Origin of the sequence: Archaeoglobus sp. UBA230 (assembly GCA_002507545.1) — an archaeon.
Classification (GTDB): domain Archaea; phylum Halobacteriota; class Archaeoglobi; order Archaeoglobales; family Archaeoglobaceae; genus Archaeoglobus.
In genome coordinates this window covers 22504-33620 of record DAVR01000017.1, presented here as the reverse complement: position 1 = coordinate 33620, position 11117 = coordinate 22504, and the positions used below count along the sequence as shown (strand labels likewise).

Genomic DNA, 11117 nt, shown 5'->3' with positions numbered 1-11117 from the left:
AATTTTTTGGGACTATACACAGCATTTTCCATAGCTAAAATTACTCTTGTCTTATAAAATTTTTTGGAGGAGAAATGGTGTTTGGGGTTTAGAAAACTGAGCTTCTGAGGTAAAAAATTAAGAAGTCATATGGTTTCCCCAGTTCTTATTTTTACTGACTTCTCCACTGGTAGGACGAAGATTCTACCATCTCCATATTTTCCTGTTCTTGCCGAGTTCATTATGGTGTCTATTATCTCCTCGACCTCCTCATCGCTCGCAACTATCTCTATTTTCGTTTTTTGTAGCATGTCTACTTCAATCTCTCTACTCCTAAACTGGAGTTTGATTCCCTTCTGCTCTCCTCTTCCCTTCACTTCGGTTACTGTCATACCTACAATTCCTTTTTCCTCCAAAGCCTTTTTCACACACTCCAGCTTTTCAGGCCTTATTACGGCCACAACCATCTTCATACCAATCCACCTCACGTGTAGGCAACCTCTTCGTGTTGCGAGATGTCTAAGCCAACGTATTCTTCCTCAGCGGTAACCCTCAGCCCCATCACAATATCAACGATCTTTGCAAGCACAAGAGAGACAACAAAGGCGTATGCAACAGTGGCGATGACTGCTATCACCTGAGCTCTCAGTAGCTCCGCATTTCCAAGCAGCAAGCCTGTGTAATAGTTTACTTGTGGCACTGCAAATATCCCCACTGCTAAACTACCCCAGACTCCACCGATACCGTGTATAGCCCAAGCATCCAAGCTCTCGTCTATTCTCCTCCTTATCCTGAAATCCATGGCGAGATAACAGAGAATTCCGGCACCGATTCCAATTACAAAGGCACCCTTCACATCAACAAAACCCGCTGCAGGAGTTATCGCTGCCAGACCTGCAATTGCTCCGCTGACTATGCCAAGACTGCCGGGCTTACCCTTAATCCACCCAACTATCATCCAGACTATTGCAGCTATGGCTGCAGAGGTGTTCGTTACAACTACTGCATTTGCAGCAAGCCCGTTTGCTGCAAGAGCGCTCCCTCCATTGAATCCAAACCACCCGAACCACAGCAGAGCTGCACCGAGCAAGGTCATCGGGACGTTATGTGGTTCGATCGAGTATTCATCAAACCCACCTCTCTTTCCGACTACCAATGCGAGAGCGAGAGCTGCAAAGCCAGAGCTTATATGGACCACTATTCCCCCCGCAAAGTCTACTGCTCCGAGTTTTGCAAGCCATCCCCCACCCCATAGCCAGTGTGCGAAGGGAGCATAAACGAAGGTGAGCCACAGGATGCTAAAGACGATGAACGAAGAAAGCTTAACTCTCTCAGAGATTGCTGAAGTCAAAATTGCAACTGTTATTACTGCAAACATCATCTGATATATCACGAAAACGAGATGGGGTATTGTCAAACCCTCCGCGTCTTCAAGCCCTACGCCGTTCAGAAAAACGTAACTGGCATCTCCGATGACTCCTGAGACGTCATTGCCAAAGGCTAATGAGTACGCATAGGCAACCCATAGGACGCTGACAAATATTAGACTAACAAAGCTAAGAGCTATCATATTCACTGCATTCTTTCTCCTGACCATACCGGAGTAAAACAGACCAACTCCGGGAGTCATTAACATAACCAAGGCTGTAGATGCCAGTATCCATGCCGTATCTCCGCTATCCATGTGTTCAAAATTTTGGGTGGATTTAAAAATTTTTCTCATACTTTCTGTTACATTCTAAATAAAATTTAATTTTCTTAGAGTTTTTTGTAGTTTTCTTCAAATACATTGCTACCTAATACAATTTTTTATGTTAATTTAACTAATTCATATACTAACCAGATAGCATTATCAACAAAGATGGGTGAGAAAGTTTGTGAAATGTGCAGTAATTGTTGTACTGGATGGTGTAAACCACAACGTTTTCTGGAAGTTGTATAACTCCGGTAAACTCCCTTTCATTGAAGAAATTTCTAAAGAGGCCCTTGTGATAAAAAAGTGCTACTCAGTTTTCCCTTCAGCAACCGTGAGTGGTCATGCATCCATATCTACTGCAAAACATCCGGGCGAGCATGGACTTGTCGGACAAGCATGGTTCGACAGAGGGTCTGGTGAGTACATAGGATATGACTTCGAGCTCACAATGCCAGACAACTGGATAGATGCCTCAACCAATTTAAACGATGAGCACTTGCTGGCAAAAACGGGATTTGAAATGGCAAAAGAACATGGATTGAAAACCTTCAGCGTGGATCTGGTCAGGAAGGGGGCGGATATTAAAATGAGCTTTATAGCTCCGGGAGAGGATAAGGGTGTGGGAGTGGCGAGCAAACTGATGTTCCTCAGGAGATTTGCCAGATACAGAGGAAAGAAGAAGAGCTCATGGATCAAAAAGTTGATTTTGAAACTCTTTCCCTTACATGTCCTGCAGCACGAGATTGCTGTTAGAAATGCTTTGAAGGCAGTAGGAGCGGGATGCAGATTTGGAGTTACTTGGTTTATGGAAACTGATGCTGCTTCACACCTATTCGGCCCTGACAGCTTTGAGGGGGAGGAAGGTAAGCCATACATATACGACTCTGCTGAGGACGCTGTAAGAGATGCTGATGAGGAGCTTGAAAAGCTGTACAAAGGGATTTCCAGAAACTACGACCCAATCATCGCCATCGTCACGGATCACGGACAGATAAGGCTGAAAGACGGTGAGAGATACCATGTTGATCTCGCGGAGGAGTTTGAGAGGGAGGGGATTAACGCTTTCACAAATCTTGACCTTCGGGAGTACGAGAAAAGAACCGGAAAGACCGGAGAAGTAGTCTTTGCTCCAAGCGGTCCGAGAATGGCTCATATATATGCACTGAAAAGGCAGGAAGATGTGCTTGAAGCCCTTAAATCCTTTGAAAGTGTGGAGTTCATTTTCTTCAAGCAAAAAGGGCGTATTTACCTCTCGAATAGGGATGAAGTTGTTCCGTTGAATGACTACGAGTTCAGCAGTGATTATCCAAGGGCAAAGCAGCGGATAGAGGGGCTGATGAGAAGCGAACGCTGTGGAGATTTCGTAATAACCGCAAAACGTGGATTCGAGTTTGAGAAAGCTGACCATAAAGGTGCTCACGGAGGATTACACTTTGAAGAGTCTACGGGATTTGGCTTAATCCACAAAAATGGCCAAAAAGAAGTTCAGAAAGAAGAAGGAGAAATTACAGAGATTTTACCAGCAGTTATGAATCTTCTTTCCGTTTAGCGTAGCAATCCAGCGGTTTGTTCTCGAATATGGCTGCTAAACATAAATTGCAGGATTTGCAGTCGCTCTTATCAACCTCACCCTTCATCATCTTCAACGGCAGATAGGGGTCTCTAATGAGCGGTCTTGACATTGAAACAAAATCAACTTTCTCAAGCAGCGATTCAGCTACTTCAAGACTTTTTATCCCTCCAACAGCTATGACAGGCATGCTAACCGCATCTTTGATTCTGAAAGCGTATTCTTTAAAGTAGGCTTCACCACTCTTCGAAACCTTCTGGCTGACAACGTTGTATCTGTTGTGGTAGATTGACTCATACATCCCCCCGCTTACCTCTATCGCTTCGAATCCTGCATCATCGAGAAGCTTTGCAATTCTAACAGCTTCGTCAATCTCGAGGCCACCCGGAATAAAATCGCATGCGTTCATCTTTATCATCACTGGAATTTTGCTCCTCTCCCGTATCCCCTCGAATATGTCGAGCAAGATTTTTGCCCTCTCCTGCCCGTATTCATCTTTCCTTCTGTTAGTGTATGGAGATATGAACTCGCTGAGCAGGTATCCGTGGGCTGCGTGAAGCTGCACCGCATCAAACCCTGCCTTCTCAGCTCTGATTGCCGCGTTTATGAAGTCATCAATAACCCTCTCGATGTCATCTCCCGTCATCTCCTTTGGCTCAATTCCTGTAAAAAGGTCTTTTACCGCTGAGGGTGCGATGGCATTTCCGAGCAGTGTCTGTCTGCCTGCATGAGCAATCTGAGCTACAAAAACGACATCTCTGTCAACGTCCTTTACCTCAGAAACGAGCCTCGACAACCCCTCAATGTGCTCGTCCCTGCTTATCCCAGTCATCTTGTATGACGATCTTCCATCTTCGCTTACATACATGTATCCAGTAACAATTGTACCAACACCACCTTCAGCGAGCTTTTTGTAGAGTTCTATCAGCTCAGGAGTTACAAAACCCTCCTTAGTTGCCATTGACTCTGCTGTCGCTGATCTTACAAGCCTGTTCTTCATTTTAAGATTTTCAGTTTCGGCTGGGGTGAACAGCATAGACTTACTGTGCGAGTAAAGATAAGTATTTTTCCACAAAAATTCGTAGAGCATCAATCAAGAAGCCAGACAACCTTCTTGTCAACATCCCTCCTCGGAGGAACTGGTGGCTCTTTTGCTGGGTATCCAACAGTTATAACAGCAACGAGCTTTTTTCCTTCCACCTCAAGAGCTTTGTTTATTTCATCCTCAACATGAACTGGTCCGGTCATCCAGCACGTTCCAAGGCCAAGAGAGTGGGCAGCAAGAAGCATATTCTGGATGGCAGCAGCAACACTCTGAACATCGCTGTAATCATCACCAGTTGGGGTGTAATAGGCGAATACAGCTGCAGGAGCGTTTCCAAGATTTTTGAAGAACCTTTTTGTCTGCTCTATTACCTTCGGCGTCTCAGCAAAGAACCTCTGAAGACGTGGGAGGATATGATCATACCCTTTCTGGACTATATCTATGAGCTTTTTCAGCCTCTCACCTGAAACGACAACAAAAAACCACTGCTGCCTGTTCATGGCTGAAGGCGCCCACATTGCAAGTTCGATAATTTTCTCAAGCTTCTCTCTTTCAACCGGCTTTTCAAGATACATTCTGTGACTTCTTCGAGTTTTTATCACCCTTTCAACACACTCGAACAATTCCATAAAGTTAACGATGAAGGTAAGATAAAAACATTTTGAAAACACCTTTATATTCTCACGCTCATTTGTTTCAGATGATTACAGGAATCGTATTCCATGAGGAGTACCTGAAGCACGAGCAGAGTCCGACACATCCTGAAAGGAGGGAAAGGCTGGCATACACAATGGATCAGTTGAGGGAGGAGGGTATTTTTGATTCGGAGAACATCAGGATTCTCGAACCCTTTAAAGCATCCATCGAGGATGTTCTTGAGGTGCACACCCGTGAATACGTTGATTTTTTGATGGAGGAGAGTAAAAGGGGCGGAATTATTGACTGGGACACAAACATCCCTGTAGGCGTTTTTGACCGTGCCCTTCTTGCTGCTGGCGGTGCTATCAGGGCAGCTCAAGCAGTGCTGAATGGAGAAGTGGATAACGCTTTCGCAATGATTAGACCTCCGGGGCATCATGCAAAACCACACATCGGTGCGGGATTTTGTTATCTCAACAACATGGCGATAATGGTGAAATGGTTGCTGAAGAATGGGTTTGATAGGGTCATTATTCTCGACTGGGATGCTCATCATGGAGATGGAACTCAGGAGATATTCTACGAGGATGACAGGGTTCTTTTCATCTCCACTCACCAGATGCCGCTCTATCCCGGAACTGGCTATCCTGAGGAGTGTGGGATTGGAAGAGGAGAGGGATACACAGTCAACATCCCACTCCCACCGGGAACGGGTGATGAGGGGTATATGATAGTCGTAGAAGAGGTAATTCAGCCGGTCGTTGATGAATTTCAGCCTGAGTTCATTGCAGTCTCTGCTGGCCAGGATAACCACTTTACCGATCCCATTACGAGCTTGGCTTTGACTGCGAGGGGATATGCAGAGATGATGAGAAGGGCAGTTGAGATGGCTGAGAGACATTGCAAAGGGAGACTCGTAGCTGTTCTTGAAGGTGGTTACAGTGTTGAGGGGGCTTTACCCTATACCAACCTCGGAATTATCGCCGCAATGGCTGGTATGGATATATCATGCATTCGTGAGCCGGAAAACTATCTTGCAGAGCTTGCATGGAGGAAAAGAGAGTCCTCACTCGTTAAGCTAAGAACCAATATTGAGGATGTTAAAAAAATACATTCAAAATACTGGAAGTGCTTTTAATGAATCTTGAAAAGCTGAAAGCAATTCAGGAGGAACTTGCGAGAAAGGTGGTTCTGAAAGATATGTACTCTCTGGACGAGGTTAAATATGTTGTGGGTGTTGATCAGGCTTTCCTGAATGATGAAGTCGTGTCTTGTGCTGTAAAATTCACCTTTCCAGAACTTAAGAGGGTTGATGAGGCTGTCAGTGTTGAAAGGGTGGAGTTTCCTTACATTCCCACCTTTTTGATGTTCAGAGAAGGTGAACCGGCAGTAAAGGTTGTTAAAAAGATGGTTGAGGAGAGAACCATTATTTTGGTGGATGGCAGCGGGATAGCACATCCAAGAAGGTGTGGTTTAGCGACTTACATAGCTATATCCGTTGGAAAGCCTGCGGTTGGAATAACGAAAAAAAGACTGTATGGAGATGTGGTGGAAGAGGGGGGATTGGTGAAACTGAAAGAAGGAGACAAGACGATTGGCTACGTCCTGAAGACTTGTAAGAGGTGCAAACCAATCTACATTTCTCCCGGAAGCTATATCTCACCTGAAACGTCCCTGAAGATCGTTCAGATGTGTTTGAAAGGCTACAAACTTCCGGAGCCGGTGAGGGCTGCACACAACCTCGCCAGTGCGGTGAAAAAGAGTAACCTCAAAGCTTAAATAACAGTAATCTCAAGACTCTAATGAAGCGGGGTGGGGTAGTCAGGTAATCCCGGCGGGCTCATAACCCGCAGATCCGTGGTTCAAATCCACGCCCCGCTATTCGCTCTGCCCCCACCTCCCCCGCTTTATTGTTTACCTCACTTCCTAACTTTTTCAACTCTTGCTCCCATCCTAAGGATTTCTTTGGGATTAATCTCTATGAGGTGGTATTTGTCTCCACCGCCGCCATAAACAATTTCATTCTCCAGAACTCTTCTGTCAATAATTATTTCGCATTCATGGCCTACTGGTGGAACTCCACCTGCAGAGAACCCCGTGTAATGAACAATTTCTTCTCTCTCAGCCATTCTCACATTTTCTCCCAGTAACCTTCTGATTCTCTTGATGTCAACGGAAGCTTTACCATCAACGACGACGACTACTGCTCTGCCAGATTCCGTTACAAGAACCAAGGATTTAATGACCTGTCTCTTATCGCAGTTCATCTCTCTCGCAGCTTCATCAACAGTTGAGACCTTTCCAGTTTCGACAACTCTGGCTTTGATTTCGTTGTTTTGGAGATATGCTTTCAGCCATTCAGAATCTTTCATGGGTCAAGTTGAGTGATGACAACTTAAATCTTTACACGGTCTGATGCCTCTCAGCCTGCCTCACTTCCGAGTTAAATGATGATGCCCCCGCCGGGAGTTGAACCCGGGTCGAGGAGTCCGCAGCCCCTCAGGATATCCGCTACCCCACGGGGGCAACAAGTTGCGTCTTGGTCCGCAGAAAAATAAATCTTCCGTTTAAAAAGAAAGAGAAATTTACTCTTCCAGCACAAGCTGGTAGGACTGGAAAAGTACGTCAGCGTTCAGCTTTCCATGCACATACGTTTTGCCAGTTGAGAGGTCATTAACTGCAATCTGGGCTGGTGCGAAGAGGTTAGGATCAATCTTGTAGAAGTCATAGTTGGCAGCCTTGAATATTTCGTAGAAGGGCTTTCCGTAGTCCCTACTTGTGCAGCTTGGAACGTTCTTGAGAACCTCATCATACTGCTTCACTGTAAGGAATACGCTGCCATAGTACATCATGCTGTCATTTGTTGAACCCATAGCTTTCAAATCATTCTCAAGAATTGGCGATATGGGACACCTTCCAGCACCACTCACAATGAGCTTTGGATCATAACCGATTTCGTTCATCTTGAAAATGGCGGTCTCGACAATCCTTCCTGAAATCTGCACGCTTCCAACAATAGAGGCTGTAGGTGCAACAAGAGCGTAGACACTCTCAGGATCAACTTCACATTCCTTGGCTATGAACTCAATAACCTTCTCATCTGGAAGCTGGCTGGCTTCGAGGGCAACAACCGCAACATCAGCGTCATCCTCATATTCAATCTGCTCGTAGGTCTTCTTGGGTTTCAGGGCAAGTGCTCTCGCAGGCCCACTCCCCATAGCAAAGTATTTCTCGACCTTTATAGCCCATCCCGCCTTTTGACTTCCGAGACATGCGACTGCTGGATGGTCTGTGTATTCTGTAATGAATGCAAAGGGCACATCCCTGATAGTATCTACGACAATATCAACGTCAGCCAGACCGCCCATACAAACCTGCGTGTACATTATTCCAGCATCGTAACTTCCAGGCACATTTACTCCACAGTCCACAACCGTAGCACCGTTCTCAAGCTTCTTAGACTCAATTCTAAGTTCCTCTTCATAATCTAACATGTCTTCAACAATTTCTGCAGCAATTTCGTTTATGCTCAGCACTTTATCACCTCAGCCTTAACCTTTCTTTCGAGTTTTTATTTTTTATCTTTTAGGTTTCCTTCACTCTAACTCTTCTCGCATCTCGGAATCCTTTAAACTCATAAGCTTCAAGTATTCTTTAAGCATTCTCGGAAATTTCGAAGCTTCAACAAATCTCAATCCAAGTCTCTCACTCCACTTCCTGATTCCAGCATCACTGCTCACAACTCCAGCTTCTAACTCCTTGGCCAGAAGAAGCACATCGAGGTCTGGAGCACTATCTAAAATCCCCTGTCTCATGACAGACCTGAATTTATCTCTGAACTTGGAAACAAGATTTCCAATTTCCGCCTCAATGTTGCTCCTATCCTCCAGTTTCGATGAAATTGCCGACGCCTCAAGGATGTACTCCTCCGCCAGCCTTCTACCCCTGTTCATCTTTTGCCGGACAGTTATGATGTACTCGTAGAAGATGGCGGCAGGTATCTTGACCTCATACCTATTTGGCGTCTTTTTCACGAGCCAAGTATCCAGTTTTGTAAAAATGTCCTCATCACATTCATACCTTTTTAAAAAGCTCGTCAATTCTGTGTAAACCGACGGATAGGGGATATAACAGCTAATGTCGAGCTTTAACCTTGCGAGGGCAATCAGATTAAGCACTTCCGTTGCCGACTCGCAGAGAGACTCGTAGCCCTCCTTAATTCTCAAACCAGCATCTGTTATCGCTGTGGTATCCAGAACAAATCTCTGTCGCATTCAAAAAAAGTTATCCTGTCAATATAAGTAATTTTCCCGTCAGCCTCGCCCAACAAATGTACCGAGCAACCTCTTTCTCGAAATTAAATCTCTCTTGTCCAATTCCCTCTCACCAAAACTACTTAGCTTTTCCAAAATTTTCTCAACCCCCTCTTTAAAAGCATTAGATGCTTCACTCATCGGCGATGCGACAACAGCTGGGCGGCTGTAGGAGAGGGCTTTTTTCACAGATGCATCTTCAGGAACCAGTGCCAGAATTTCACCAAAGAGTTTCTCAATGTCGTCAATTTCTACTTCAGGATTTTCATAATACTTGTTCACAACAACACCCATCATCTCTGTGTTGAGTTTATCTCCAACCATTTTTACCGCAATTGCATTTCTAATTGACGCAACCTTTGGCTGAAGAACAATTATTTGGGAAAGGCTGGCTGACATGGCAATGATCATCTCTTCATCCAAACCTCCGGGCACATCGAGGATAAGAATATCTGATTCGTCAGCGATTCTTTCAAGCACATCCTTGATTCTCTCCCTCTTCCTAAGGTCTTTCAACTTCATTCCTGCGGGGATGACCTTCACACGCGCTAATCCGCTGTAGATGATATCGTCAAGTCCTACCTCTCCACTGAAAAAATTGTTCAATGTGAGGGGAATGTCTTCTATTTGAGCAATGTTGTTAAGGGCAACCATAGAGGGGTCAAAGTCAATAACGGTAACCTCGTATTCGTTTTGAGCAAGTAAGACAGCTAAATTCATGACAAATGTGGTTTTTCCTTCCATATTTCCGCCGGAGGTGACGACTATTGTTTCTAACATCTTTTGTTGCTATGTTTTAAATAATTTAAATTTTTCCATAGACAGATAAATTTTTAAATCAAACCAATGTCATGCAACCGATGTCATCATTGAGAGCTTACATAATAACAAGGTTTTTAATGGTAATTCCGACAGTGATAATTCTCCTGACCTTGGTTTTCCTGATACTCCGCATTATCCCCGGTGACCCAATAACTTCGATGGTAGGCCAAAAAGTCCCCGAGGAGGTCTTGGAGAGGTTGAGACACGAGGCGGGACTTGATAAACCCTATCACATTCAATACATTGAGTATCTGACAGGGGTATTCACGGGAAATCTTGGAAAATCTATGATTTGGGGTAAAAGGCCAGTAATTGCCGAAATAATGGATCATTTTCCAGCAACTCTTGAACTGACAATTTTTGGATTTGTTTTGAGCGTTCTTCTCGGCATAATTACTGGCTCGATTGCTGCCTTCAGAAGAGGTTCAAAAACTGATTCAGGAATGAGGATATACAGTATAATTGCCTATACACTCTTTATTCCCTGGTTCGGGATGCTTTTGCAAATGCTTTTTGGTGTTTATCTTGAACTGCTCCCAATAGGGGGCAGAATAACACCCGGAAATTCGCCTGAAACCATCACAGGTTTGTACGTTCTTGACAGTATCCTTACGCTAAATTTAACCTCATTGATGGATGCCCTCTCGCACCTTGCCTTACCATCATTAACACTCGGCATCGTTCTCTCCGGGGCATACACGAGGCTGGTGAGAAACAACCTCATTGATGTTCTTAGCCAAGACTTCATAAGGGCATACCGGGCAAGGGGTGTGAGAGAAAGAAAGGTAATTTTCCACGCAATGAAGAATGCATTTATTCCAGTTGTTACTTTGATGGGATTGCAGTTCGCTATACTTCTTGCGGGTGCGGTGCTGACCGAATCCACGTTCTCATGGCCAGGTATGGGCACTTTTCTGATAGAAAGGATTGAGTACAGAGACTACACTGCAGTTCAGGGAGCAATAGTTTTCTACGCGATGTTTGTTGCGCTGATAAGCTTGGTGGTGGACGTGATATACGCACTGCTCGATCCGAGGATCAGGTACTGAGGTG

At 44.8% G+C, this 11117-nt stretch carries 12 protein-coding genes and 2 tRNA genes; 5 read left to right on the top strand and 9 right to left on the bottom strand.

Annotated elements, in window-relative coordinates; translation table 11 throughout:
• Positions 1 to 125 precede the first annotated feature (125 nt).
• Together BP688_RS04525 and BP688_RS04520 are read right to left on the bottom strand one after the other, a co-directional pair.
• On the bottom strand, positions 126 to 452 hold the full coding sequence (locus BP688_RS04525; protein ID WP_290623254.1) for a P-II family nitrogen regulator: 327 nt from the start codon (positions 450 to 452) through the stop codon (positions 126 to 128).
• Positions 453 to 463: 11 nt separating this feature from the next.
• Entirely contained in the window at positions 464 to 1663 is a 1200-nt protein-coding gene (locus tag BP688_RS04520) for an ammonium transporter (RefSeq protein WP_290596535.1), read from the bottom strand.
• A 181-nt stretch (positions 1664 to 1844) separates the two neighbouring features.
• Between BP688_RS04520 and BP688_RS04515 the strand changes: the two genes are divergently transcribed.
• Entirely contained in the window at positions 1845 to 3224 is a 1380-nt protein-coding gene (locus BP688_RS04515; protein ID WP_290623256.1) for an alkaline phosphatase family protein, read from the top strand.
• Here the strand turns inward: BP688_RS04515 and BP688_RS04510 are convergent.
• Together BP688_RS04510 and BP688_RS04505 are read right to left on the bottom strand one after the other, a co-directional pair.
• Positions 3202 to 4281: an NADH:flavin oxidoreductase gene (locus BP688_RS04510; RefSeq protein ID WP_290596537.1), complete on the bottom strand. Its 1080-nt coding sequence runs from the start codon at positions 4279 to 4281 to the stop codon at positions 3202 to 3204. The genes BP688_RS04515 and BP688_RS04510 overlap by 23 nt on opposite strands.
• A 53-nt stretch (positions 4282 to 4334) precedes the next feature.
• A complete protein-coding gene (locus BP688_RS04505) occupies positions 4335 to 4919 on the bottom strand; it encodes a nitroreductase family protein (protein WP_290596538.1) in 585 nt (194 codons plus the stop codon).
• A 71-nt stretch (positions 4920 to 4990) separates the two neighbouring features.
• Between BP688_RS04505 and BP688_RS04500 the strand changes: the two genes are divergently transcribed.
• The 3 genes from BP688_RS04500 to BP688_RS04490 all read left to right on the top strand — a co-directional run bounded on the left by BP688_RS04500 (position 4991) and on the right by BP688_RS04490 (position 6810).
• Entirely contained in the window at positions 4991 to 6067 is a 1077-nt protein-coding gene (locus tag BP688_RS04500) for a histone deacetylase family protein (protein ID WP_290596539.1), read from the top strand.
• Positions 6067 to 6708, top strand: a complete 642-nt coding sequence (locus BP688_RS04495; RefSeq protein ID WP_290623257.1) for an endonuclease V — start codon at positions 6067 to 6069, stop codon at positions 6706 to 6708. Before BP688_RS04500 ends, BP688_RS04495 begins: the two co-directional genes overlap by 1 nt.
• A gap of 27 nt (positions 6709 to 6735) precedes the next feature.
• Positions 6736 to 6810: transfer RNA gene (locus BP688_RS04490), tRNA-Met, on the top strand.
• A 38-nt stretch (positions 6811 to 6848) separates the two neighbouring features.
• Here BP688_RS04490 and BP688_RS04485 read toward each other — a convergent pair.
• The 5 genes from BP688_RS04485 to BP688_RS04465 all read right to left on the bottom strand — a co-directional run bounded on the left by BP688_RS04485 (position 6849) and on the right by BP688_RS04465 (position 10022).
• Complete coding sequence (locus BP688_RS04485; RefSeq protein WP_290596541.1) at positions 6849 to 7301, bottom strand: aminoacyl-tRNA deacylase; 453 nt, start codon at positions 7299 to 7301, stop codon at positions 6849 to 6851.
• 82 nt (positions 7302 to 7383) lie between these two features.
• Positions 7384 to 7455, bottom strand: a tRNA-Arg gene (locus BP688_RS04480).
• Positions 7456 to 7514: 59 nt separating this feature from the next.
• On the bottom strand, positions 7515 to 8465 hold the full coding sequence (gene mch / locus BP688_RS04475) for a methenyltetrahydromethanopterin cyclohydrolase (RefSeq protein ID WP_290596542.1): 951 nt from the start codon (positions 8463 to 8465) through the stop codon (positions 7515 to 7517).
• A gap of 60 nt (positions 8466 to 8525) precedes the next feature.
• Positions 8526 to 9203 carry an RNA ligase partner protein gene (locus BP688_RS04470; RefSeq protein ID WP_290596543.1) on the bottom strand — a complete coding sequence of 226 codons (678 nt, stop codon included), beginning with the start codon at positions 9201 to 9203 and terminating at the stop codon, positions 8526 to 8528.
• A 39-nt stretch (positions 9204 to 9242) separates the two neighbouring features.
• Positions 9243 to 10022 (bottom strand): MinD/ParA family protein, encoded by a 780-nt coding sequence (locus tag BP688_RS04465; protein WP_290596544.1) that lies wholly within the window; start codon positions 10020 to 10022, stop codon positions 9243 to 9245.
• An 80-nt stretch (positions 10023 to 10102) separates the two neighbouring features.
• Between BP688_RS04465 and BP688_RS04460 the strand changes: the two genes are divergently transcribed.
• Positions 10103 to 11113: an ABC transporter permease gene (locus BP688_RS04460; RefSeq protein WP_290596545.1), complete on the top strand. Its 1011-nt coding sequence runs from the start codon at positions 10103 to 10105 to the stop codon at positions 11111 to 11113.
• The last annotated feature ends 4 nt before the right edge of the window (positions 11114 to 11117 follow it).

Bases quoted from the DNA above. Each gene is read 5' to 3' on its own strand.
- BP688_RS04485 (WP_290596541.1), bottom strand. From the start codon at position 7,301: ATGAAAGATTCTGAATGGCTGAAAGCATATCTCCAAAACAACGAAATC.
- BP688_RS04460 (WP_290596545.1), top strand. From the start codon at position 10,103: ATGTCATCATTGAGAGCTTACATAATAACAAGGTTTTTAATGGTAATT.
- BP688_RS04495 (WP_290623257.1), top strand. From the start codon at position 6,067: ATGAATCTTGAAAAGCTGAAAGCAATTCAGGAGGAACTTGCGAGAAAG.
- BP688_RS04510 (WP_290596537.1), bottom strand. From the start codon at position 4,281: ATGCTGTTCACCCCAGCCGAAACTGAAAATCTTAAAATGAAGAACAGG.
- BP688_RS04470 (WP_290596543.1), bottom strand. From the start codon at position 9,203: ATGCGACAGAGATTTGTTCTGGATACCACAGCGATAACAGATGCTGGT.
- BP688_RS04525 (WP_290623254.1), bottom strand. From the start codon at position 452: ATGAAGATGGTTGTGGCCGTAATAAGGCCTGAAAAGCTGGAGTGTGTG.
- BP688_RS04465 (WP_290596544.1), bottom strand. From the start codon at position 10,022: ATGTTAGAAACAATAGTCGTCACCTCCGGCGGAAATATGGAAGGAAAA.
- BP688_RS04500 (WP_290596539.1), top strand. From the start codon at position 4,991: ATGATTACAGGAATCGTATTCCATGAGGAGTACCTGAAGCACGAGCAG.
- BP688_RS04505 (WP_290596538.1), bottom strand. From the start codon at position 4,919: ATGGAATTGTTCGAGTGTGTTGAAAGGGTGATAAAAACTCGAAGAAGT.
- BP688_RS04520 (WP_290596535.1), bottom strand. From the start codon at position 1,663: ATGGATAGCGGAGATACGGCATGGATACTGGCATCTACAGCCTTGGTT.